This is a genomic window from Nitrobacter sp. CN101, assembly GCF_055390255.1.
Window position 1 is genome coordinate 4,200,217 of sequence record NZ_AP038833.1, and the last position, 23,400, is coordinate 4,223,616.

The 23,400-nt window shown below is 59.0% G+C and carries 23 protein-coding genes, 1 tRNA gene and 2 pseudogenes; 15 read left to right on the forward strand and 11 right to left on the reverse strand.

Translation table 11 applies throughout. The features are described 5' to 3' along the window. Positions 1-10: 10 nt before the first annotated feature. Positions 11-916 carry an efflux RND transporter periplasmic adaptor subunit gene (locus ACZ5IL_RS20960; protein WP_464594353.1) on the forward strand — a complete coding sequence of 302 codons (906 nt, stop codon included), beginning with the start codon at positions 11-13 and terminating at the stop codon, positions 914-916. 229 nt (positions 917-1,145) lie between these two features. Here the strand turns inward: ACZ5IL_RS20960 and ACZ5IL_RS20965 are convergent, their stop codons facing one another. Further along, positions 1,146-2,021, reverse strand: a complete 876-nt coding sequence (locus tag ACZ5IL_RS20965) for a caspase family protein (RefSeq protein WP_464594354.1) — start codon at positions 2,019-2,021, stop codon at positions 1,146-1,148. Between the two features lie 374 nt (positions 2,022-2,395). On the opposite strand from ACZ5IL_RS20965, the gene ACZ5IL_RS20970 reads away from it, so the two are divergent. Continuing rightward, positions 2,396-4,129 carry a hypothetical protein gene (locus ACZ5IL_RS20970; RefSeq protein WP_464594355.1) on the forward strand — a complete coding sequence of 578 codons (1,734 nt, stop codon included), beginning with the start codon at positions 2,396-2,398 and terminating at the stop codon, positions 4,127-4,129. A gap of 328 nt (positions 4,130-4,457) precedes the next feature. Continuing rightward, positions 4,458-4,823 (forward strand): SpoIIAA family protein, encoded by a 366-nt coding sequence (locus tag ACZ5IL_RS20975; protein WP_464594356.1) that lies wholly within the window; start codon positions 4,458-4,460, stop codon positions 4,821-4,823. 1,526 nt (positions 4,824-6,349) lie between these two features. Here ACZ5IL_RS20975 and ACZ5IL_RS20980 read toward each other — a convergent pair. Continuing rightward, on the reverse strand, positions 6,350-6,649 hold the full coding sequence (locus ACZ5IL_RS20980; protein WP_464594357.1) for a hypothetical protein: 300 nt from the start codon (positions 6,647-6,649) through the stop codon (positions 6,350-6,352). A 459-nt stretch (positions 6,650-7,108) separates the two neighbouring features. Here ACZ5IL_RS20980 and ACZ5IL_RS20985 point away from each other — a divergent pair, with 459 nt between their 5' ends. The 4 genes from ACZ5IL_RS20985 (at position 7,109) to ACZ5IL_RS21000 (ending at position 9,934) form a co-directional block, all read left to right on the forward strand. Then, positions 7,109-8,278: a metallophosphoesterase gene (locus ACZ5IL_RS20985; protein WP_464594358.1), complete on the forward strand. Its 1,170-nt coding sequence runs from the start codon at positions 7,109-7,111 to the stop codon at positions 8,276-8,278. A 401-nt stretch (positions 8,279-8,679) separates the two neighbouring features. After that, positions 8,680-9,408: a hypothetical protein gene (locus tag ACZ5IL_RS20990; RefSeq protein ID WP_464594359.1), complete on the forward strand. Its 729-nt coding sequence runs from the start codon at positions 8,680-8,682 to the stop codon at positions 9,406-9,408. A 38-nt stretch (positions 9,409-9,446) separates the two neighbouring features. After that, positions 9,447-9,641, forward strand: a complete 195-nt coding sequence (locus tag ACZ5IL_RS20995; protein ID WP_464594360.1) for a ClpX C4-type zinc finger protein — start codon at positions 9,447-9,449, stop codon at positions 9,639-9,641. Further along, positions 9,572-9,934, forward strand: coding sequence for a hypothetical protein (locus tag ACZ5IL_RS21000; protein ID WP_464596987.1), 363 nt, complete (start codon positions 9,572-9,574; stop codon positions 9,932-9,934). Before ACZ5IL_RS20995 ends, ACZ5IL_RS21000 begins: the two co-directional genes overlap by 70 nt. A 114-nt stretch (positions 9,935-10,048) precedes the next feature. On the opposite strand, the gene ACZ5IL_RS21005 is transcribed toward ACZ5IL_RS21000, so the two are convergent. Then, positions 10,049-10,363: a hypothetical protein gene (locus ACZ5IL_RS21005; protein ID WP_464594361.1), complete on the reverse strand. Its 315-nt coding sequence runs from the start codon at positions 10,361-10,363 to the stop codon at positions 10,049-10,051. Between the two features lie 174 nt (positions 10,364-10,537). Here ACZ5IL_RS21005 and ACZ5IL_RS21010 point away from each other — a divergent pair, with 174 nt between their 5' ends. Continuing rightward, the gene (locus ACZ5IL_RS21010; RefSeq protein WP_464594362.1) at positions 10,538-10,729 is read left to right on the forward strand and encodes a hypothetical protein; all 192 of its coding nucleotides are present in this window, start codon (positions 10,538-10,540) and stop codon (positions 10,727-10,729) included. Positions 10,730-10,804: 75 nt separating this feature from the next. Here ACZ5IL_RS21010 and ACZ5IL_RS21015 read toward each other — a convergent pair whose 3' ends face one another. Continuing rightward, positions 10,805-10,990, reverse strand: coding sequence for a hypothetical protein (locus ACZ5IL_RS21015; RefSeq protein ID WP_464594363.1), 186 nt, complete (start codon positions 10,988-10,990; stop codon positions 10,805-10,807). A gap of 471 nt (positions 10,991-11,461) precedes the next feature. Here ACZ5IL_RS21015 and ACZ5IL_RS21020 point away from each other — a divergent pair, with 471 nt between their 5' ends. From ACZ5IL_RS21020 to ACZ5IL_RS21030, 3 genes are all read left to right on the forward strand, one after another. Then, entirely contained in the window at positions 11,462-11,797 is a 336-nt protein-coding gene (locus tag ACZ5IL_RS21020; protein WP_464594364.1) for a hypothetical protein, read from the forward strand. A 789-nt stretch (positions 11,798-12,586) separates the two neighbouring features. After that, complete coding sequence (locus ACZ5IL_RS21025; RefSeq protein ID WP_464592499.1) at positions 12,587-13,678, forward strand: IS5 family transposase; 1,092 nt, start codon at positions 12,587-12,589, stop codon at positions 13,676-13,678. Between the two features lie 289 nt (positions 13,679-13,967). After that, a tRNA-Arg gene (locus ACZ5IL_RS21030) sits at positions 13,968-14,044 on the forward strand. A 6-nt stretch (positions 14,045-14,050) separates the two neighbouring features. Here ACZ5IL_RS21030 and ACZ5IL_RS21035 read toward each other — a convergent pair. Then, positions 14,051-14,926 (reverse strand): tyrosine-type recombinase/integrase, encoded by an 876-nt coding sequence (locus ACZ5IL_RS21035; RefSeq protein ID WP_464594365.1) that lies wholly within the window; start codon positions 14,924-14,926, stop codon positions 14,051-14,053. Further along, positions 14,923-15,189 (reverse strand): hypothetical protein, encoded by a 267-nt coding sequence (locus tag ACZ5IL_RS21040; protein WP_464594366.1) that lies wholly within the window; start codon positions 15,187-15,189, stop codon positions 14,923-14,925. The genes ACZ5IL_RS21035 and ACZ5IL_RS21040 overlap by 4 nt, the downstream gene beginning before the upstream one ends. On the opposite strand from ACZ5IL_RS21040, the pseudogene ACZ5IL_RS21045 reads away from it, so the two are divergent. Then, positions 15,149-16,040 (forward strand): annotated as a pseudogene (locus ACZ5IL_RS21045) (IS3 family transposase); the annotation flags it as partial. The gene ACZ5IL_RS21040 and the pseudogene ACZ5IL_RS21045 sit on opposite strands and share 41 nt — an antisense overlap. 652 nt (positions 16,041-16,692) lie before the next feature. After that, positions 16,693-16,989 (forward strand): hypothetical protein, encoded by a 297-nt coding sequence (locus ACZ5IL_RS21050; protein WP_464594367.1) that lies wholly within the window; start codon positions 16,693-16,695, stop codon positions 16,987-16,989. A gap of 1,132 nt (positions 16,990-18,121) precedes the next feature. Here the strand turns inward: ACZ5IL_RS21050 and ACZ5IL_RS21055 are convergent. The 4 genes from ACZ5IL_RS21055 to ACZ5IL_RS21070 all read right to left on the reverse strand — a co-directional run bounded on the left by ACZ5IL_RS21055 (position 18,122) and on the right by ACZ5IL_RS21070 (position 21,015). Continuing rightward, on the reverse strand, positions 18,122-18,253 hold the full coding sequence (locus tag ACZ5IL_RS21055) for a hypothetical protein (protein ID WP_464594368.1): 132 nt from the start codon (positions 18,251-18,253) through the stop codon (positions 18,122-18,124). Between the two features lie 419 nt (positions 18,254-18,672). Then, positions 18,673-18,798 (reverse strand): hypothetical protein, encoded by a 126-nt coding sequence (locus ACZ5IL_RS21060; RefSeq protein WP_464594369.1) that lies wholly within the window; start codon positions 18,796-18,798, stop codon positions 18,673-18,675. Beyond that, the gene (locus ACZ5IL_RS21065; RefSeq protein ID WP_464592499.1) at positions 18,795-19,886 is read right to left on the reverse strand and encodes an IS5 family transposase; all 1,092 of its coding nucleotides are present in this window, start codon (positions 19,884-19,886) and stop codon (positions 18,795-18,797) included. Before ACZ5IL_RS21065 ends, ACZ5IL_RS21060 begins: the two co-directional genes overlap by 4 nt. A gap of 832 nt (positions 19,887-20,718) precedes the next feature. Further along, positions 20,719-21,015, reverse strand: coding sequence for a hypothetical protein (locus tag ACZ5IL_RS21070; RefSeq protein ID WP_464594370.1), 297 nt, complete (start codon positions 21,013-21,015; stop codon positions 20,719-20,721). Between the two features lie 437 nt (positions 21,016-21,452). On the opposite strand from ACZ5IL_RS21070, the pseudogene ACZ5IL_RS21075 reads away from it, so the two are divergent. Continuing rightward, a pseudogene (locus ACZ5IL_RS21075) lies at positions 21,453-21,920 on the forward strand (SOS response-associated peptidase family protein); the annotation flags it as partial. A gap of 624 nt (positions 21,921-22,544) precedes the next feature. Here the strand turns inward: ACZ5IL_RS21075 and ACZ5IL_RS21080 are convergent. Continuing rightward, a complete protein-coding gene (locus tag ACZ5IL_RS21080) occupies positions 22,545-22,748 on the reverse strand; it encodes a cold-shock protein (protein WP_464594371.1) in 204 nt (67 codons plus the stop codon). 174 nt (positions 22,749-22,922) lie between these two features. Here ACZ5IL_RS21080 and ACZ5IL_RS21085 point away from each other — a divergent pair, with 174 nt between their 5' ends. After that, positions 22,923-23,213, forward strand: coding sequence for a hypothetical protein (locus ACZ5IL_RS21085; protein ID WP_464594372.1), 291 nt, complete (start codon positions 22,923-22,925; stop codon positions 23,211-23,213). Positions 23,214-23,400: the final 187 nt, after the last annotated feature.

Below are 23,400 nucleotides of genomic sequence, written 5' to 3' on the forward strand. Positions count from 1 at the left end.
TCTTTGATCAATGTCCACGAAATTTCCGGGCCCGCACCACATTGCAATGCAGGCTCTCGCTCTCGCCGTTGTGCTGGTGGCAACCGTCATTGCTCCGTCGGGATTGTTCGCGGATGAACAGGTTGCTCCGAATGCCGCCGCCGTTAGCGTCCTGAAAGCCACCAGATCCTGCTTCTTGGCGAGCGTCCAGGTAACGGGAATCCTGATCCCGAAGAGTGAGACCGCGGTGCGGCCGGAGCGGCCGGGCTTGAAGGTCGCCGAGGTTCTGGCAGAGCCGGGACAGAACGTCACCGCCGGGCAGGCGCTTGCCCGCGTTACTCGGCCCGAAGGCGGAACGACCCAGGTTTCTTCTCCGGTGGCGGGACTCGTTAGCCGTTCGTCTGCCGAGATCGGGGCGGTGGCGTCGGGCAAGGGGGAGGCGTTGTTCAATATTGTCACGGGCAACGAGTTCGATCTGGTGGGTCAGGTGCCGAGCAGCGACCTGGCGAAGCTCGCGGTCGATCAGACCGCTAAGGTCAAGGCCGTCGGTGCCGGCGAAATGGACGGCAAGGTCCGACTGATCGCACCGACGGTCGAACCGAACAGCCAACTCGGGCAGGTCTTCATCTCCGTTGACCCCAGCAAGCACCTGTTGGTCAATGCGTTTGGCCGCGCGATCATCAAGACCGGCGAAAGCTGCGGCATTGCGGTGCCCCTGACCGCGATCCTGTATGGAAACGCGGGCGCAGTGGTCCAGGTCGTCCGGCGCCAGCGTGTTGAAATGCGGCACGTCGAGGTTGGATTGCGATCGGGAGGGCAGGTTGAGATCCGCGAGGGATTGTCGGAAGGCGACGTTGTGGTGGCGCGCGCGGGCGCCTTGCTACGCGAAGGCGATCCGGTCAGACCGATCGCCATGGAAGCGAGTGCGGCCCGCTAGATCTCTCCCGGATTTCGGGAGTGGGTTGCCGCGGTGAGCGCTCCTCGTCCAAGAAAAGGATCGTGCGACGGTTTCGACCTCTCGGATGCTGGATCGACCAAAGCGTCTGCCTCACGGCAGGACAGGTCTTTTCGAGCGCAGTGGCTACCGTTCGCGTGAGGGAAATGCGTCAACGAAAACAGAGAACCCTGCTTCTGATTCAATCAGAGTGGAGGGCTCTCATCGCTAGCTATCGTTCTTTGTGCGCGGCCACCGCCGCATCAGACCTGAAAGGCACGCCCTGAGCCAGCGAGGACGACACGGTTGGGACCTGTTCCCCTTCGCTCGCACGCGAAACCGCTACGCGAGTCCTGCTGAAAACGGCTTCGGCGTCCGCATCCGGCTTATCGAGACTCTTGAGCAATTCAGCCATCAACAGGCTGTATTGTCCGCTCGATTCGTCGATGACCCGTCCTGGCGTGGCCGAGGACAGGATCAGCGCGTTGTCCGGCACGTTGATCGGTGCAAGGCCGTGCGAGTAGGAGCGAAAGCGCCGTTCATACGGATTGCGCCGCGATGCGTCGATCACGGCGAGCTTGACCTTGGCTGCGCGCTCCTTCATCGCCCCGAGAACGGTTTCGACGGAGAGCCCGTCGCGCCGAACGTCGGCTTCCTTCCAGATCTGCGCATTGACCGGGATCATGTAGCTCTCGCGCCCAGACTGAATGCCGAACCCGCTGAAGAACAGCAGCGCCGTCGTATCTGGACCGATCTTTGATTCCAGACGGCGGACCGCGCGGGACATGTCGTCCTTGTCGGCGTCCTCGACCATGATGACGTCGAAGCCGTCGCGCCGCAGAACCGTTGCCAGCGCCCGGGCATCGTTGAGGGACTGTTTCAAGGGCTGGTTCGCATCCGGATAATGCCCGTTGCCGATCACCAGCGCGACCCGCGACGGCTTGACGGCGATGCTGCCGGTCGTGTCCTCGACGTCGAGGGCCTTCGCGACCTCCAGGCTGCGCTTGTTAAAGGCTGCATGGGCTCCGATCGCCAGCGATACCATCCCGACGAAGACTGCGGCCAATGTGACAGACCGTGGGGAAACGCGAAACTGCCCGAACTTCATAACAATTAATTCCTGGTCGCGCTCAATTGCGCTTGTAAGTCGCGCCAACGCCAGATTGGTTTCAGGGAGCGCTTGACCTATTGCGGTCAATTACGCTCGTTTTGCGGCACCGCAGCATGAGAAAGGGTCATACATTGCGGCTTCCCAATGAGCAACATGAAACCTTTATTTATTGGAAACACAATTGGTTAAGCAACGTTACGGCCGCGAAAGTTAGGAAGCCGGGCGTCCGATAATCAAGCAGGTGTTACCGAATGGCCGGATGCCGTGGCTTGGTGGTCGCCATTTGTTATTTTTCACTATTTTCGTGTAATTTTTCCAATAGCTTGGCTGGAACAAGCCTTGAGCGCGCATGGGGGCGCCGAAAGAAAATCATGACTGCTCGCCATGTGGCCGGCGCTGTCTACCGCGCGCTGACGAACCGTAAGGACGGCCCGACGCTGTACGATGTGTGCGATCCTGTGCTGTTGCGCCATCAGGGTGGCGACGGCCATCTCGCCAGATTCTACAAGACCGCGCTGGCGAATCCGGCACTGCGCCCGCTGTTGCGGCGTGCCGGCCTGCCAGAACTGAGGGACCAGGCCTGTTTTCAGGGACTGCAAAACGCGCTGCGACAAGCGCGGGACGATGAAACGCCGGATTGGGCGACGATCGGCCGACCGGTGGCCGCATTACTGGACACGGTGACCTTGAACCATCCCCGGCCCGGAGCAATGTCCCGCTCTGCGGCGGAGCCGAGCCTTGCCGATATCGAGCGCGTTATCCGGACCTGCGGCGCGCATCTGCTTCAATCATTCCGAAACAACGGGTTCATCCCCACCTTTGCGGCGTTCAACCTGATCGGCGATCCAGATCTGCGTGGTCGGGATTTTCTCGCCGCCCTTACCGGGCTCGACGCGCGCGGCTACAAGAACTCGACGCTGCTCTTTAATCTAGCGCGGGTCTTCATTGCGCGGTCGCCGGCACGCGAGGTGATCAATCCGCCGTGGCGCGGCATCGCCGAACCGATGTGGGAGCCGGTTCAGATCCGCCATCGCTCGGCCTATTACGACGCATTCTTCACCGAGGCGCTGTTGAGTTTTGTCGAAACCGGTCTTGCCACGCTTGCGGAAACCGATGCGATCCGCCGCGCGAGCAATGAGATGATCGATTTCTGCCTTAAAACCAGCCGCGAGGAGGTGTTCTCGCGCGACGGTAGCCGGGTCAGCGTGATCACGGCGCTGGCGCCGAATCCCCATCCGCGGTTTAGCCGGTTTTTCACACATATCAAGCAGAATCTCGGCTTCGGCATTTACGTCCCGGACTGCGACACCACGGCCTGTTCGTTTTCGGCCGCCACGCAAGTCGGCTCGAACGATCCGATCCTTGATCAGCCCTTGCTCGACTTCTACGCCGGCTATCAGGTCGATAGCGGCGCCAATGAACCGCTTGTGACTGTGCCATTGAACGACAACATTGATTACGACGGCGGCATCGTCACTTGGATCGACAATCTCGCGGGCGACCGTCCTTACGGCAACGATCTCGATCCTACCCTCAATCTCGATGTCCTCGAGGTTAGCTTTCGCAACTGTTCGCGGTGGCGCATTCTTGAGACGCCGCAACGCTTGCAAACGGTGCAGCGGATCATCCGCTTCCAAAGGCGCCTGGTCGAGAGCGGCGCGTTCAGCGATCCCAGATCGCATATCTACTATCTGCCGGAGCTTTATTGCGCCTACTTCGGACGCTGTTACGCCGCATTCGCGATGCTGCCGGATGCGGCCCGTCAGGCGATCGATCCCGATGACAGCTTCGGCTACATGCGCGGCCGGGTTCTGGTATATGTGCAGGACATCCTGCTCGCCGCCGAAATGAACGCGTTCGATGCGGCGCTGGCGCTCATCGCCTTAGGTCATCTCGGCGCGGATCGGGCGGCTTTCACGCCTGCGCTGAACTGCATCGTCAGCCACGCCGGCGAAGGCGGGCGGCGCGGACCCTTCAGGGCTTATGAATGGAACAAGATGAAAACTCCGACCCGCATCGTGGTGGGTGGTCCGGAGGTGACCTCCGCCTTCGTGCTGATGGGGCTAGCGCTGGCACGCAAGGCGATGAAACGAGCAGAGCACTAGACTACTGTCTAGCTTACCTCTGGATGAGGCCAGCGACACGTCCGGAGCGCGCCGCTAATGATGCTTTGCCAAGTCCTTTTACGAGGAGGTAAAGCGCTAGCGAGTGACATCCCCTGACGCGCTAGCCCGATGCGCCGTAAGGGAAGGCGAACGGTCGGTACCGATAGTCCCCTTGGCCAAAATTTGCTCCGCACGCTCCGGAAGAATCGTCACTCAGCGGCATGGTGGCTCGCGCGCGAAACCCACTTCCGTTTGACTTAGATCAAGGCCAATCGTCGCCTCATGTCCCAAGTCCGGGACTAGCCGGAGGAAAACAGGAAAACGTCCAGTGATCAGGTTCGAGCTTCTCAGCGATGCTGGCGTGCTGGTTGTGGAGCCGAAAGGCGCACTTTCGGCTGAAGATTTCCGTGAAATTTCCGGAAGGATAGACCCCTACATTCGCGAGAAGGGCAAGCTGACTGGATTGCTAATTGAGGCAGTGTCATTTCCCGGATGGGACAGTTTCGGTGCGCTTATGGAGCATTTGAAGTTCGTACACGACCACCACCGCAACATTGATCGCGTTGCCATTGTTACGGACGATGCCTTTTTGAAAATCGCCCCCACGATAGCACAACACTTTGCACATCCTGAGATTAGGGTCTTCGCCAGTGGAGAGAGGGTCAAGGCGCTCGAATGGTTACAAACGCTGTAACTTCATCTGTTATCGCAATCTACCTATGTTTGCGACTATTCGGAGGTAGATTATGAGCAATCACTACTGGGTCACGGCCGTCCGCAAGAGCAAAGGCGTCTTCACAGACGAAGGCAGGTACCCGGATGAGGCCGCTGCTATCGTAAGGCTGGCTCGGCGAGAATCCGGATTGCTTAATTGCGGAAGTAACTGAGTGCCTCGACAGTTCGTCTCCGCAAAGTGGAATAGTCGTCGCGCAGTCCGAGAGATTCGACGGAGAGTGGGTCCGCGTGGAAGGTGATTTGCGAACCCGCACAAAGGGTGGCGAAGCTGAGAGTATCCTGAGGACCGCCAAAGGTGGGTGAGATCATGACGGCGAACAACGCGCATGGTCTTCTCAAAGGCCGTGCACGGCGAGCCACTGCCACCGATTGGCAATCCGGGGCACAATTGGGGAAAGCGGAAACTGACGAGGGATGGGTGAGAGACGCGGCCTTAGCCCGCTGCCTAAGCAATGTCGTCTAACTGCGGTAACGCAGCAGATTGGTTTTGAAATGAACCGGCGCGCGCGCCATAAGCCAGCGCTCGTTGGTCACTGGGCTATCGAGACCGAAAGCCGAGATCTGAAAACCATTGATCAAGGAGATGATACGCGGGATCGGGTTTCACCTTACAGAAAGTGCCACTTTGGAATGTTGATCTCGGACATGAGCGAACCTCATATCCGGTTTCGATAGCTATGCAGAATCTCCCATTAAGAACGTAACCGGTAGGGCAGGTTCCACTCTCGGAGATATAGCTATTATCAGCCAGAGCTGGCGTCACAGACATCAAAACAGCAATGGCAATAATCGTCTTCATGCCACGACCGCTCAAGGTCCAAAAGCGCCGTCCGGTGCTAGGCATAGCCATCCCTCTTATTGTTTGTGCGCCCACGAGGGACGCCGCTCCGCCAACGGGGAACGCAAATCTGCACCGTAGTCAACTGGCCTCCTTGCGGCGGTCCACTGACATGGCCTACCCCGCCGCGCACATCATCAACCCCGGACCAAGCACTGAAGCGCGGCCCACATCGCCCAGGCGCAATCTCGATCGACCAAGAGTGTGGACCCGAGGCTCAACAGAGCGGCTTTGGCGACCATAAGTGGGGAAAGCGGCAGCTAGGCGCAGATTCAGCACACCGATCCAGTTCGCGGAGCCCTTTCCCCGCCCCGCGCATTATCTGGCCCGACGTGGAGCTTTAGAAAGTAGGATGGTTGCAATGGATGAATGCAGAGATGATCACATCGCCCAGAAGCGCGCTAGCGATCTGTTCTTTTTTCTCGGCAGCTTTGGAGTCTTGGCGGCCCTCGTCGGGTCCGGCTTCATCGTGGCATCGGTGGCACTTTAAAATCAATCAGCTTTCCATGTCCCGATCAGGTTCGCTGTGACTCCAATCGGCGGGCCAATTCGGGTTCGGGGATCACATGGGCTGTGGAGCCCGTTCCTGGCGATATAACGCAGGTGGAGAAAAGTCGCTTCTCCCGCTTAGCAGGCTGTTGAAAAAGTCAGTGCTGCCTCGCCAAGACTACAAATCGCGACAGCACCGCCGCCAAATCTGCTTGTCTCCGAATATCGTCGAAATGTTGCTGCCTGACGGAGCCATCGGGCTCTGAGGTCGATAACTCCGCTTCTCCAGACCCCCATACCAAAAGGTCAGCTTCTTGCTCGCCGCGACGTAAGTTCAGACTGCAAGAAGGATTCGGTCGGTCGCTTGGCGATTTCTCGAAACGCCCCAGGACACCGTATGACTCCAGCAGCGCGTGCACCGAAAGCCACCACGCCTCAACAAAATCCAACACGGACATGACCTTCTCCATCACATGCCGTTGAGCAGCAGCTTGGACGACTGAGTGCCAGAGGGAGTTAGATCCTCATCGGTGCGGTACCGTTTTAGCTACTATTATACCGCTATCGTTATCGGTTGGTGGCTCAGTTGCGGACATGGAATCGCAAAAGGATGACGACCCTGACGAAGATGACGATCCTGAGGACTCTGACGCAGAGAACGCCAGGGTGCATTCTGACGGCGCAATTCTCATTCTGAGAAATCAACAGCCGTTCGACGAAAAGTGATGAATGCGCTTCGAACAGCCCCGATGTGATCTGGTTACGGACCAAACCTCTCTCCGCGGAATGGTGCCCCGGTGAGTGCTGACGTATTTGCCTCAGTGTTCCGGACCCGAAATCGCAGGGCTCGGGAAGATATGGCATGTGTAGGGTATCGACCTTGAGACGCACGCCACAGCGAATTTGGATCGAGATAGATGTTCGTATACGAAAGCCAAAATGAGTCGAATCCGGAGCGACCCGATTCCCCGACTAGTAATTGTCTTATCTATCTGCTGATCCTGACCCGCTTCATCTGGCCGCTGCAGCTGCCGCTAGCGATCAAGATCGTGGTGGCGGCATTCGCGTTGGTCGTGTTGCAGTTTCACCGCTGGAGCGAGCTCTCATCTGGCTCAGTATTCTCTCCGGAGTTTACGCGCCCGGTGGTCGTCGTCTTCAACTGGGCGTTTGCGGCGATCATCCTGCTGGCGCTGATGCAACTGGTGCTCGATGTCGGACTTCTGTTCGGAATTCTGATCCATGGCGGCATCTTGAGCGTTCCCGACGACGTCCCCTACGGCTTGGCCGCGTTGGCAGCTGTCGCGGCCGCGATTAGCGTCCGCCAGGCGATGCGGATTCCACCGCTCAAAGATATCGAAGTCAGCATCCACGGCCTTCCGCGCGAATTCGATGGCTACTCAATTCTGCAACTGACAGATCTCCACATTAGCCGGCTGTTTCCAGCGTCTTGGGCACGCGCCGTCGTCGAGCGATCGAACGAATTCGGCGTGGACCTGATCGCGATCACAGGAGATCTGATCGACGGTACGCTCGATGCGCGACGAGCCGACATCGAGCCGCTGCGAAACCTGAGAGCGACCGACGGCGTCTACGTGATCTCCGGCAATCACGAATACATCTTCGGCTACAGGACGTGGATGGCTCACTTCGCCGCGTTGGGTCTGCTGCCGCTCGAGAACAGGCACATTGTGCTCGATCGCAATGGAAGCAAGCTGGTTCTCGCCGGTATCACCGACAGGGCGTCGCGCCACATCGGACACCCTGTCCGCGACCTTGCAGGAGTCCTCGAAGGCGTTCCCAAGGGCGTCACTGTGATCCTGCTCGACCACCAGCCGAGCGACGCACGCCACGCCGCGAAGCTCGGCGTGGCTTTGCAACTGTCCGGACACACGCACGGAGGGCAGATTCTGGGTGTCGACCGGTTGGCCGCGCGCGCCAATGCCGGTTACGTTTCGGGTCGCTACGACGTCGACGGGATGACGCTTTACGTGAACAATGGCACCGCGCTGTGGCCGGGCTTTGCGCTGCGCCTTGGTCGTCCCTCCGAATTGGCGCGGATCACGCTACGCCAGGCAGGTGCCACCTGATTCGTTCGTTCCCGAAACTCTGACCATCGCGATCCCAGGCCTACCCAATACGAAGTGCCGAGTTTTCCATCTTTGTCTCGAAGCCGCTATTGTGCAGTCCATCCATCGGCACAGCAGGACGCCGCCGCTCCGAGGCGTGCCCTAAGCGGTCAACTATATGGTTTGATTTAAGTCAAAGGTCTACCCAAGTCTCCGGTGCATTTTTTTGCCCGCGCTCTAGCGCTCAACGTGGAGCGAACAAAATTGAATAGGGCATTGTCTCCTGCACCTGTCTGCCAGTCCTTCGTTCCGTCCGCCGTCAGGGAAAGCACATCAAGCCTCGGCTGGAAGCAAAGGGCGTGCATTTCGGTGAGCATATGTCGGAACACGACAAGCGGACCGTCCAAACTGAAACCACGAAAATGTTCTCAGCCAAGAACACATCCGATCAGATCATCACAAACCTGCTCGATGCAGCCCTTGTCGAGAAAGCCCGCCATAGGAAAACCAACGTCGACGAAGTCGACAAGCTGCAACACCGCGATGCCGGCATTGCGTGGCAGGGAGTGGAAAAGCAATTGGGCGATTTCGCGACCGCTGTGGGGAATACGAGTTTCGTGATTGGGCGGATGGATAGTTTCGCCAATGCGCTGGCGCGCTTCACGTCCACCATAGAAGCCGGAAACATCCCGCTCGAATCCCGCGGCGGCAAGCTCATCAACTGGCTGCGCGGCAACGACGCCCCGCTCGAGGGAAAAATCCCGATGCCGACGAGCGATCCCCGCAACCAGATTCCGGATTTCCCGGATGACATCGTCCCGCGCCCAATTCGCGATCCTCGGCGCATGCGGAGCGGAAAGCGGATTCCATTTCCGATGCCAGATCCTCGCAATGAGGGTGAGAGCTGGTCGCCACCGCCTGTCGATAGGGGCGCGCAGACTCCGGCGAGGGTGGACGTCGAGGTAAAGCCGAGCTCTGACATGAACATCATCAATGTGAAAGTCGAGCCGAGCTCATACTTTACGACCTTGGTCGAGAAAATGGAGCGGGCCATTAAGCTGGTGAGCTCGATAGCATCTAGCGGCAATGGTCCCGGTTCATCTGGGCAATCCTCGCCGGACGTTGGCGCGGCTTCATCGGGTGGGCAATGAGAGTCGATCACTGGGCGCGGCGCCTTCGAGAATTTCGGATGGGCTCTGATGAAAGCGAGCCGTCGCAATCCGCTCAGCGCTTCTGCACGTTCTGCGGAAAGATGGAGGCCTTTATCGACTTTCTGGTCGTGACCAAAGGATCAGACTCGGCGATCTGCAATGAATGCGTTGCGACGTGCGTCGAGATCATGACCGACCACAAGGCAAGAACTGCGCAGGAGCAAAAACAATGAACTCGTTATCCTTGGCAGCGCGCGAGAAGTACAACTCCTTGGCTGAGCTGGAAGCCCGTTGCTTCGCTGCGCGAGCCGCGAACCAGCTCATAGGAAGTTTCGTGCTCTCGGTTTTCTCTGCCGATTTGGTGGCGCCGCTATTTGCCACGATGCGTACGGCGAGATTTTCATGTGTCAGCGTCAGAGACGGCGGCGAGGTGGATATCACCGCGCTGGTCACGGTTGAATTTCTCAAGATTGTCGATGAACTTGAAGACCTGCACCAAGCCGGTGAGCAGGGCCGCGCGAACTGATGCTCTTCACTGGTGGTGAATGCTATACGTGGACGTGTTAGACTGGCCACGCATGCAGGCGCGTCCGTGTCCCGGAGGGACCTCACTGCGATCCCTCCGGTGCTTCAGCTCGGATCAGTAGCGTCGATAGCCCCAGCCTCGAACTCCGCGGAAGTAACCGGGGCCCCACCCGCCGTAATAGACCGGAGCAAATCCGCCATAATACGATGGAGGATAGCCACCCCAGCTGCCGTAATAAAGCGGTCTGTATCCGTGGTACGGGCCTCCGCCGTAGTACCCGTACGGGCCATAGTAGGACCCTGCCGCTGCGCCCGCGCCGACGGCGAGTCCCCCGAGACCCGGTCCGAATCGCTGGGCCTGGGCTGGCGCCGATATGGCGAGCGCGCTTCCAAGCGTTGCCGCGGTCGCAATCATCATCAGCTTCTTCATGTCGCTATCCTCTCACCAGGGATCAAAAGCCGGTGCAATGCATAACGCGTTCCATTCCACGCTGGTTGCAGGCGCTCGGCCCGGACGTTTCCTTCTGAGATTATGGTTTATTCTCTCCTGCGTCATCTCGGTGCCATGCCGCACGGACGACGGCAAACAGCTTTGTCACGAGTGATGCCCTACGGTATTTCCGGATCGACGATCTCCCAAGAGGGCGACCATATGAATGGTGTCAACAAAGTCACGGTCGGCTGGATTATCGGTGTTGCTATAGTCCTGCTGCTGATCGGCCTCTCGGTCTACACCGGTTACGGCAAGCATCCGAGCGAGAAGACGCCGAGCGCAGTAACGCAGCCTCAGAAATGATGGGCTCTGCTCGCAAACGAAAGCCGCCAGCCCCTTGCGGGTGCTGACGGCTTCCTCGGTAGTTAGCATTGGGCGCTAAGGAATGATATCGCTCCTGCCGGGCGGGGCGTGCTTTATGCTCTCGCCGCTTTTCTTTTCCTTCTCGGAGAGGTGCTTATCCGCCTCGTCGGTCAGTTCCTCCATGCTCTTACCGAGCGTCTTCTTCGGGTCCTCCTTCGGCTCACCTGCCGGAGGAAAATTGGTGCTGCTATCGGTGCCCATATGCATCTCCTTTCCCTGTGCGTATGGAAGAACAACAGGCCCTATCCGCAGGCGTTCCTACCGTGCAAAAATTTGTGCATTCGTTGAACTTGCGTCCGCCCGCGCATTACCCGCGCGCGCGAAGCGAGCAGAGTTTCATGTCGAAGGATCCGAACGAGAAAGGAGACCACAGCTTCGCGCTCGGCCTAATGAGGGCCCCGTTTTTTTTCGCACAAGGACACCCATGAACGAGAACTGCCCCATCTGCCGCGGTATCGGCTGGGTCTGCGAGCACCATCCCTACAGGCCGTATGATTATGAGATAGGCTGCGCGTGCGGCTACGGCGCGCCGTGCGCGTACAATGATAGTGATCCCCCGGATACGAGCGAGGTCATCGTCATTGAAGAAGATTCGGTGCGCTAAGCGCGCCGCGTTGCAATTCGTTAGTCGTGCTCTTACACCTGATTGCACACAGGTGGAGAGAAAGCAGCATGAGCGCGATAGAGAGCATCTGCGCCGATCTCGGAATAACGATCGCCCAATGTCATGAGCCCACCGGTCCGTTGCGCACCAAGGCTGGCCAGACGCTCCGCCGGATGCTTCTTGATCACGGCGACGGGCATGTCATCATCACGCTACGCACCATCGTGGAATCATCTGGCAATGAACGCGCGCTGACAGCTGCTGGAATTCAGGGCGTCAGTGATCTTGTTCTGGCGCATCCGTCGTGGTCCGACCATGGACTGGCTTGGATCGAAGCCTTCGACAACATCGATCGAACTCGCCAAGATGGCGAAGGCAAACTGCAAGGCAGTCCCGAAGCGTGAGGCCATGGCAGCGATGCTGTACGAACGTCTGGCGCCTATGTTTGATCCGCCCCCGAAGCCTCGCCGGGTGAAGCGCACCGGAACGATGCCGCGGGATGCTCATCTACAGCCAGCCCTTGGTGGATCGTGAAAAACTAGCCTTGCCCGGAAGCCGAGCTGTATGCGCGCGTAAATCCATGCAGAGCGCAGCGTTTGCCGACATGGAGCAAGCCGCTATGGGCACGACCTATTGCGGGTGCGTGAAGCCATCGCAGGTTCTAAAGCAATTTATAAACCATCGGCTGCGGTGACGTTTGGTTCACCATCGCCGTTAAGCCTTTCTGGCGGGTTGCGTGCGAAGAATACGCCATGATCGAAGATCAACTTCGACAGGGAGTGCGTCGGTCAGATCGTTCTGGCCATCGGGATCAGCATGGCAGCGAAGAAATCTCAAAAGAAAAACAGTGGTCGGACAACGACCGCGGCTGCCGCTGCTAGTTCGATCTCTACCACATTGTACGGTACCGTGATCAATATGGGCGGCACGGGATAACCTCCGCCTCGGTATTGATTTGCCTTTTTGCGGCCAAGCGGTTGATTTGAGTCTCTCGCCGAAAATTGAGCGGAACAAAACAGTTCGGGCGCGGTATCTCGCCATGGATCGTGAAGATTCCTCTCCGCCGCTGTCGCCTGCCGATCAGGCCACGCCTCCAGATCCCGTTTCGAAATCTAGCAGGCTGTTGAAAAAGGCCAGTCGCGGCCGAGCTGTGAGCATGATTCATTGGCTTTGAAGCGATTTGGATCTGATGGGTGCGCGGTGGTGACAATCTGACTGGCGAGTTGTTCAGCTACGTTGATCTGGAGGCGCGGGTTCGGCGCGATCACCCGCTTCGCGCCATCCGGGTAATTGTGAATGAAGCGCTTGTCGCTTTGGAGCGGGAGTTCGCGGCGCTGTATTCGCCACTCGGGCGGCCGTCGATCCCACCCGAGAAGTTGCTCAGGGCGATGCTGTTGCAGGCGTTCTACTCGATCCGCTCGGAGCGGTTGCCTATGGAGCGGCTGGAATACGACCTTCTGTTCCGCTGGTTCGTGGGCATCGGCGTCGACGATCCAGCCTGGGACCATTCGGTGTTCTCGAAGAACCGCGACCGGCTGCTTGAGGGCGACATCGCGGCCAAGTTCCTGAGTGCGGTGCTGGCCCAGCCCAAGGTGGAGAAGCTGCTGTCGAGCGATCACTTCTCGGTCGACGGCACGCTGATCGAGGCCTGGGCTTCGACGAAGAGCGTCAAACCGAAGGACGGCTCTGGCGAGCCGCCGGCCGGCGGCGTCGGGCGCAATGCCGAAGCCGACTTCCACGGCGAGAAGCGGACTAACGACACGCATGCTTCGACCACCGATCCGGACGCAAGGCTCTACAAGAAGGGCAAGGGCAAGGAGGCGAAGCTATGCTTCATGGGTCATGGGCTGATGGAGAACCGCCATGGCCTGTTGGTCGACGCCTGCCTGACGCTGGCCGGCGGACATGCCGAGCGGGTGGCGGCGTTGCACATGATCGAACCTCGCGCCGACCGGCCCCTGGCCATCACACTTGGCGCTGATAAGGCCTATGACACGGAGGACTTCGTCAACGAGTTGCGCGCGATGAAGGTGACGCCGCACGTGGCGCAGAACACAAGCGGCCGAAGCTCGGCGATCGACGGGCGCACGACGCGGCACCGCGGCTATGCCATCAGCCAGCGTCTCCGCAAGCGCATTGAGGAAGCGTTCGGCTGGATCAAGATGGTTGCCCGCCAGGACAAGACCCGCTTCCGTGGCCGCGACCGCGTCGGATGGGCCTTCACCTTCGCAGCCGCCGCTTACAATCTGGTGCGATTGCCGAAGCTCATGGCGGTGCCAGCATGACCCGCCGTCTCACGGCCACGCCAAACTGCTCAACGGCTCAATCCAGATCGCATTCGCCTATCACAACGGCGATCAAGCCATCCTCAAAGCCAGACCGAACACTTCTTCAACAGCCTGCTAGGCTAGAAAGCAGCCTTGTCGCGCCCTCCATCGCGAATCATCATATGCGCTGCCGGTGCAGCCGCACCGCTTGCAAAGCCGACCGAGAGCCGTTAGCAATGGCGCACCTTCGGGACGCTGGTTCCCGAAACGCAAGCACTGTGAATTTCAGCGATTTTTGCCGACAAACGCGCCCGTAGCTCAGCTGGATAGAGCACCAGACTACGAATCTGGGGGTCAGGAGTTCGAATCTCTTCGGGCGCGCCAGTCAACCTATTGTTTGGCATTGCGTTTCCCTTTCTTACCCGCGGATGCATGAGCGACGGTTTGCAGTTGGTTTGCAAACTTTGTTCGCGGTGAGTTCTCGAAGTTGGGGATCGCCGCGTCCGAAAGATGCCTCGTGCGCGCGAGATACTTCTCGATGATCTGGTGAACCGTCTTGATGGTGTGGCCTGTTACGGCGGCGATCTGCTGCGGTGTATTGCCTGCCTCTGAAAGCATGGTGATCGTGGTACCGCGCAGGTCGTAGAAATGCAGATCGGAGAGTCCTGCCGCGATCGCGGCCTCCCCCCATTGTTCGGCGAACCATCGCTTCTTGAACGGTTGACCGGTCTTAGTGTTGAGAATGAGCAGCCCGGTGCGCGGCATGGTATCCAGCATCCTGCGCAGCGTGGCCGTGCAGAGGATGGTGATAGGAGCGGCTTTCACGCCCTTCCTGGTCGCCTTTCCTTGTCGCAGCGTAATTGATGAACCGTCATAGGCCGACCACGGTAGTCTGAGCAGATCGCCTTGGCGTTGGCCCGAATGAAGAGCGAGGATGAGCGCGCGCTGTAGCTCGATTGGCGCTAACTTCATGAAGGCGTCAATATGCTCCGGCAGCCAGATTTTCTCTGAACGGTCGCCGTGATAGAGGCGCTTGAATCCCTTTAGATGGTTCGCCGTAATCTGACCGCGCTCGACGGCCCAGGTCAGCATCGCTGAAATAGCTGATAGGCGATTGTCCGCCTCGCGCTGACCGGATGACCGAGCAACCTTCTCACGCCAGTCGAGAAAGTCTCGCTTCACGCGGGGATCATCGAGCGCGGCGAGCGGCATGTTGCCGAATTCGCTCAACGTGCTCGCCACCTCCGCCTTGTCCGGGTCGCTCATATCCGCACCTCGCCCCAGGTGACGCGGGGTGCCAGAACTTCGCGCTGCTGATCGGACAGGTTGATGAGCCGACGGCTGCTCCGGCCGAAGCCGCGTTCCATGTCCACGTGCCTGCCATCGGGATTGCGGCCGTAGCGGTCGAATCGCTTGTACCGTTTCCGCGTGGCATCGGTCATATGGCTGCCATCGACCTCCCGGTCGTTGTCGCTGCCCCAGGCGCCTTTGAGCCCCTCCCGCCGTCGCCGCTGCGTCGACCATGTCATGGTGAAGTTCTCCGTCTCGGAGCGCTTTGCCTGCAAGGCTCTCGGCCAGCATCGCTCGACCCAGCGCAAGAAGCCGCAAAGCCGACCGGATGAAGAGGCCTTGACGACCGACATCATCCGTCTGGCCTCACGCTACGGCCGCTATGGCTATCGCAGGATCCACGGCGATGCTGCGGTCCGAGGGTTGGACGGTGAATGCCAAGCGTGTCGAGCGTATCTGGCGGCGGGAGGGGCTGAAGGTTCCTCAGAAACAACCGAAGAGAGGCAGCCTCTGGCTGAATGACGGATCGTGCGTCCGGCTTCGGCCCGAGCATCCAAACCATGTTTGGTCCTATGACTTCGTCGAGGGCCGGACCCACAATGGCAGGAAGTTCCGCATGCTCAACATCATCGACGAGTTCACCAGAGAATGTCTGGCGATCCGGATTGATCGCAAGCTCAACTCGACCGACGTCATCGACGTCTTGTCGGACCTGTTCATCCTACGCGGCGTGCCCGGCCACGTTCGTTCTGATAACGGGCCGGAGTTCATCGCCAAGGCAGTGCGAGAGTGGATTGCAGCTGTCGGCGCCAAGACCGCGTTCATCGAGCCCGGAAGCCCTTGGGAGAACGGCTACTGCGAGAGCTTCAACTCGAAGCTTCGCGACGAACTGCTCAACAGTGAGATCTTCTACAGCCTCGCCGAGGCCAAGGTCATCATCGAGGCATGGCGGCGCTACTACAACACCGAGCGACCACACTCATCGCTCGGATACAAACCGCCGGCACTGGCAATCCTATGGTCGTCCAAGCCACCCGGATCGCCTCCGCCAGCCGCGCAAACAATGGCCGAAAAGCCGATCATGCATTAAGACTGAAACCGGACCACCTCATAGGGGCAGGCCAACGTCTCAAGACGCTTTTCGCTCACGAACGCTCAATCCGCGCTGCGCAGCCGCTTCATCGTGAACTCGATATCGCCGCCGGGTAGCTCTGCCAGGATACAACCTCTGACATGTACGCCGCATCCGGCCATCGTGTTAGTTACGTCCTCGCCGTCCGACGCGCTTGCTGGCGCGTCGAATGAACGTCTCGCGCGCTAACCCGTCGTTCCGCCCTGGTCTTGCAGCGCGACCAGATTAGGAGTTCTGGGTTGAGCGTAACGGAATGGTTCAGACGATCACCGCATGACCGGTATCTCGGTCCTGCGCCAAACGCCGATCGGGGCGAACGATCCGCCTTCATGTTGGTGGTCAGGCGAGCGATCAAGTCACACACCAATTGGCCTTCTATGATCGGTGCACTCGGACTGATCGGGCCGTCTGCGGCCATATTTGCAGGCACCGGTCTGATCGGCGCTTTCATTTCATCCGCGCTTGCGCTGTGCATATGGTCAGCCGCACTTGGCTGGGCCTGGTACGAAGATGGAATCTTGGCTTTGGTCAAACTGTTGCCAAGCCTCATCATGCTTTTGCTCTGGCCGATAATCGGTTTGTCGATCTTTATGACGTGCGGATACGATGTATGCTCGTAGGTCCTTTGATGTGGCAATCTCTATTCGATGACCAAGGACCTCGACGCGATCCGGCGTCTGTTCTGCGCCACACGGTCGGCACCTATGCCGGACAGTCCGGCGCGAACGCCTTCCTTGTGCGCGACCTGCTCCGGCATAGCGACCTGTCGATGACGCACCGCTATGTCAATAAGGCCGACGATCCGGTGCGGACGCTCAATGATCTTGTCAGCGAGCGGATAGCCGCAAGTCTTGAGGGGCGCAAGACTGCCGACGTGGTGCCCATGCCGGCGCGGGCGCCAGGGTAGCGGTCAGTCTCGAATGGAAAGGCAGCGCGCGCGAGCGGCCTGAGTGCCGCCAAGCCGTTCATTTTCGGCGACCCGGCAACCTCCGGCAGCGTTATTACCCGGCGTGGGATAGAACATCGCTGCCTTGCCCACCAAAACGCGTAAGTGACGGAATAGAAGTCAGCTATTCTGCAGCGACCCCTCCCCGCCACGACTACCATCACGTCGGCAACCATCCGAGAAGAGATTACAAGGCCGGAAGCTCGGTCGCGGCGCAGTGGGAAGTGCGCGCGCTGTGGCCGGATAAGCCGCTCAAGGGCGGAGTAGGCATGCACGCGACGCTCTATTTCGGCACGAAGCGCAAAGCTGATTGGGATAATTTTCCACAAATTGAGCTCCGAACACACTCAACGGCATCGCGTATGACGACGACAGCCAGATATGGCAGGTGACGGTCGCGCTCGCCACGACAAGGAGAAACCGCGCATAGAGATCGCGGTCGCACCGATGTGAAAAACCACTAGCCCCTTAGAGCTGGCAGTCCATCCGCGCGCGCATCAATCAGCTATAGCTTTCGCCCCGAGTGCCTGAGGGCTCGTCCTTGTTCTTCTCGTCCTTCTTCGGAATTTTCACACCGGGCTGCTGGTTGGGCTGCACACCGGCCTTCATATCAGACTCCAGCGTGGCCTTCGAACTGTAGCACCTTGTCGTTCGGACTCGACATCGAACTCTAGTTGCTGCGTTTGCCCGCGTAGTGCGCGGGCGGAGGCAAAGTTCAGTTCCGCGGCGCACTCGAGCCACTGCGATTGCGCTGCGGGTGGGGGCGCGTAGTTTTGTCGCGGGACGCGGTCCCTTAGGAACATGCGCCCATCGCCCCATGTTCTTGCCCTCAGCGAAAAGGAGACTGGCATGGGCAGCGATAACAGCAGCTCGAACTTCCCGCCGGCGGGGACCCAAGCGGGACCCGGAAAAAACGCCGGAAGAGCTGGTACGGGAGAAAGATAAAGAGTTGGACAAGTGCCGCATCATCCCGTTCCGAAAGAACCGATGATGAAGCGGTATGCGCCCGGACTTGGCGCTCAGAGCTGAGTGCAGAAGAAGCCGCCATCGCCCGTGAAGAGTCTGGCGGCTTCGTTTTTGAAACCAGCTCAATTCACTCAGATTGCGCTGCGGCAGTCCCGGCGGGCCGGTAATGCGTGCCCGTTCCGTTATAAAAGGAGGAAACGAGGACCAGCAACACGACGACCGCGCCTCCGATAACCCAGCCTTGCCTTACGCTACTCATATGTTCGACCTCCCGAGGAATGCAGTGCGATACCATGGGCGCGCGGCCAGGAACAGCAACCCCGGCAAGGCGCCCGTTCACGCGCGCGTGAGCGCATTGTGGAGAGCCTGAGGGTTCGCCGCCCGTCCATCTCTGAGGCGGGCAACGGGTAACACGAGTTCGATTCCGTGCGCCGTGCAATTCGGCATGATTCATAGCCTGGTCGGCTTATCCGGGGCGGCTGCGGTTCCCTGTTGGTTCAGTGGATCAAAAGAAGACGACAAACCAGCTTGAGACGCTTCTGGTCCCGCCGCCATCAGCCTCGCTGCGGCCGGCCTGTACTGCGCGCTGGTCACCGTCGGCTACTGAGAGACGGTCGCCAACGTTCTCGTTGTCGCCAGGGCCTTCCACGTTCGTCACCCAGCGATTCTAGAGCACTCCTAGCAGGCTGTTGAAGAAGTGTTCTGTCTGGCTTTGAGGATGGCTTGATCGCCGTTGTGATAGGCGAATGCGATCTGGATTGAGCCGTTGAGCAGTTTGGCGTGGCCGTGAGACGGCGCGGTCATGCTGGCACCGCCATGAGCTTCGGCAATCGCACCAGATTGTAAGCGGCGGCTGCGAAGGTGAAGGCCCATCCGACGCGGTCGCGGCCACGGAAGCGGGTCTTGTCCTGGCGGGCAACCATCTTGATCCAGCCGAACGCTTCCTCAATGCGCTTGCGGAGACGCTGGCTGATGGCATAGCCGCGGTGCCGCGTCGTGCGCCCGTCGATCGCCGAGCTTCGGCCGCTTGTGTTCTGCGCCACGTGCGGCGTCACCTTCATCGCGCGCAACTCGTTGACGAAGTCCTCCGTGTCATAGGCCTTATCAGCGCCAAGTGTGATGGCCAGGGGCCGGTCGGCGCGAGGTTCGATCATGTGCAACGCCGCCACCCGCTCGGCATGTCCGCCGGCCAGCGTCAGGCAGGCGTCGACCAACAGGCCATGGCGGTTCTCCATCAGCCCATGACCCATGAAGCATAGCTTCGCCTCCTTGCCCTTGCCCTTCTTGTAGAGCCTTGCGTCCGGATCGGTGGTCGAAGCATGCGTGTCGTTAGTCCGCTTCTCGCCGTGGAAGTCGGCTTCGGCATTGCGCCCGACGCCGCCGGCCGGCGGCTCGCCAGAGCCGTCCTTCGGTTTGACGCTCTTCGTCGAAGCCCAGGCCTCGATCAGCGTGCCGTCGACCGAGAAGTGATCGCTCGACAGCAGCTTCTCCACCTTGGGCTGGGCCAGCACCGCACTCAGGAACTTGGCCGCGATGTCGCCCTCAAGCAGCCGGTCGCGGTTCTTCGAGAACACCGAATGGTCCCAGGCTGGATCGTCGACGCCGATGCCCACGAACCAGCGGAACAGAAGGTCGTATTCCAGCCGCTCCATAGGCAACCGCTCCGAGCGGATCGAGTAGAACGCCTGCAACAGCATCGCCCTGAGCAACTTCTCGGGTGGGATCGACGGCCGCCCGAGTGGCGAATACAGCGCCGCGAACTCCCGCTCCAAAGCGACAAGCGCTTCATTCACAATTACCCGGATGGCGCGAAGCGGGTGATCGCGCCGAACCCGCGCCTCCAGATCAACGTAGCTGAACAACTCGCCAGTCAGATTGTCACCACCGCGCACCCATCAGATCCAAATCGCTTCAAAGCCAATGAATCATGCTCACAGCTCGGCCGCGACTGGCCTTTTTCAACAGCCTGCTAGGCGCTGATTGGGAACCTTTCGATCATGGTCACCGCTTTCGGTCCGTAAGCGGAACCGTCGTATGCCCCATCCCGTCAGGCCGAGGCGGCGTGTCCGCAAAAACGCTCAACGCCGCTCGGCGGAAATATATTCGCCGACGGCGCTGCTTTACTCACCGAGCCCTAAAATCCTCAGCAACGATCAGTCGCGCGGCCCGACAAAAGGTCCAACAGATCAATCCGAGCTCCGAAGCCGCTTCATCGTGAACTCGATCTCGCCACCGGGAAGCCATCGCCAGTATTCGACGGCGGTATGTACGCGGCAGCCGGCCATCGATCCAGGAACGCCCTCGCCGTCGGGCTCGCTTGGTCCCGCGGTTGAGAAGGTGGCGCGGTGCACAATTGAATGCAGCTACTGAGATTAACTTCGAATTTTCATCATGAAATTGAGTTGAGTTTGACGATAATTGCAACAAGAGTATCCGCAAATCGCAGCCCCATCCGAGGAGACGAAGGATAATCGCGGGCGCCACCATCGGGGTCGGTCGACTGCTTCAACGTAAACATCGCCGCGACAAAGGAAGGAACGAATGACACAGCGGCCTCAAGTATTACGGGACATACCAGCGACCCATCTTGAGTGAGCTATGAGTGTCATGAGTGGCTTCTCACCTGATCCGTCCCGCAAGGCCTACACCCGCCTTGCTACGCTACGTAGAAAGCGGGGGTTGCTTCTGATTGCGGCGGTGATTGTGTTAGACATCCTACTCGCCTCAGCGGCTTGGTATGCCGTTGGCTACCTCGTTGGAGCGTAGGGCGAAGGTTGGACTATAAATTTGGACGATCAGGTACGCGGCCTGGTTCAGGATCAAACAAGCCGTTACGATAGCGATGCTGCTCCATGGACCGAAATCGTTCATATGAAGTACGGCGGCAGAAAAGAGTGCAATCATCAATGCACTAGGCACGAGGACGAGAATTTTAAAGCGAAGGCCCGCAAGCGCTCCAAAGAGCACGCTGATGGCCGGCAAACCCACCACAGCTATATTGATGTTTGATGCCACAGACATTTGTGATCCCCCTCTTCGTGAGAAGCAAGACGGACAACAAACTCGCACAAGCGGCCTAAATGAATTGTTGATACAATTTAAACAATTCAGGCTACTTCTACTGGTTCATCGGCATCTCGCTTCTACGGGAGCGGCGTGGGACTGATGAATTTTTGATTCACAAAACCTGCTTCAGTTCCCCAACTGCGGTCTCACGGCCGACCCTCGCATTTGTGATCAGCATGAAATCGAAATGCGGCCACACCATGGAACGACAAGCCATGATCAATTCCATTCGACGGCGTGATCATCGACGCGATCGAGGACGGCTGGCCGCCCAGCGGGGCTCGGGAAGCTCGCATTGAAGCAGATAAGCTGGCCTGCATCGTCTGGACGTAGCGCATGCTGGGTTTCAGGGATTGGCTCAACCCTCACCACAAGCGCGGGCAGCTGATTGCCTCGACGCCGACGGCGGAGTGACGAACATCCGCAACACGTCGAGCAAGCACTGGCAACGCTGGCTTGGCCCCGGAAGCCGCTGCCTGGTGCCGTTCACGTCGTTCTCGGAATACGATACGATTGGGGGCAAGAAAGTCCCGGCCTGGTTCGCAATCGACGATAGTCGGCCGCTGCTCTCCTTCGCCGGCATCTGGACCAACTGGACTTGCGTGCGCAAAGCGAAGGAAGGCGAGATCACTGCGGACGTCTTCGGCTTCCTGACCTGCGAGCCCAACGCCGAGGTGGGCAAGGTGCACCCCAAGGCCATGCCTGTGATCCTGATCACGAGCGAGGAGCACGATGTCTGGATGCGGGCACCCTGGGACGAAGCAAAGGCGCTGCAAAGGCCGTTGCCGGACGGATCGCTTCAGATCGTGGCAACCGGGGAGAAGGAGGACCCTAACGACTCCTCAGCAACTCTCTTATGAACTGGCTTCGACTCTTTCAGGTCCGATCATGATGCCGGACAGGCAGCGGAGTACGCCACCGGCCTGCCTAAATAATCACCAATGCCGAGCCTTGGCTGCGCGCCGCCGTAAACCATTAATGCTTTCTATATGGCCGGACTCAAATCTTCGGCTGTTGGCGCTTCCTCGCCTGCCAACAAACGCGACGAAATGGGATTGGCACGATGCAGCATTGTTCGACTCCCAAAACGGAAAGTCTTAGCGGGCTACGAGATGCAAACTCAGCGGGGGTGGTTGCTGAGTTGCCTCCTCGCGGCAATCAAAATTTGCTCGCGGATATCAAGCTCATATTGCACATTGAGACGGCGCTCGTCGAAGGACTCAACTTAAAAGAGCCATAAAAACGACGACCGGTTCACGATCGGGTACTGACCCTATCCAATCTATCGGTCGGAACAGGTCTCATGCCCAACCCATGATCCGTCCCGATCAGGCCCGCTGTGCCACAACCGGCGGGCCTTTTTGCATTTTACGCAGACTTTAAAGCGTCCCGCTCCGAAGAAAGTGCAAATGGCCCGGGCATTGCCGTGGGCCATCCACATCGCGAGCGCGCGTACATCCGGCCCGGCTCACTTAATCCAATCCTCAACCCACGCGCAGGTTCTCCGCGCTTTCCTTGCCGCGATTCTGGACGACTTCGTAGCTCACCTTATCGCCTTCGTTGAGCGAACCGAGGCCAGCCCTCTCTACCGCAGAGATATGGACGAACACGTCCTTGCCGCCGCTCTCGGGCTCGATGAAGCCATAGCCCTTTTGTCCGTTGAACCACTTCACAGTACCAATCGCCACTTCCGTAAACTCCGGTTGGAATGATTAGCTGATATGAGCACACGCAGCGATTGTGGCAAGCCCAATGCCTTCTCATTCCGTTAGCTCGCACAAGCGGTCGTGATCCAAACTTTGGAACGCCGCTCCTAGCGTCGAAATTGCCTTCGCATGCCGTCTCTCTGGAGGGAGACAGCCATGCATCACCGTCGTCCCAGTAGGCACGAGAAAAAGTCTCGAGACCTCTCGGGCAAGGCCGAGGACGAAAAGCCCACGAGTGTTGTTCAATTTTCGGAGCGTCGAAAGGCAGATTCGTCTTCGGATGACTTCTTCGGAATTGAAGAGAGTGAGCTTTCGACTAGTGAGCCAGCGGATCAACCAAAACTAGAGCTCCTGCCGCCCGAAAAAATCCTGCTTGGTTTCGCTTTCGTGGTAGCCGCCATCCTGTTGGTTATGCTGCTACTGCTTCTAATCCCTTGGCCCGCTTAGGAGCAAAGCGCGGCGAGCATGCAGTTGGAACGCTTTCTCGTCAGAACCAATGGGTGCTCAGGACGGGTTTTCCTCCGATGTACCGTCCACTCATGGAACCGGCCGGCGAGCCTCAGCGCCGGCGGGGTTTATTTGTGTCCCGTGGTCCTACGCCGGCGGTTTTATGCGCCGTTACGGTGGGCTGGCG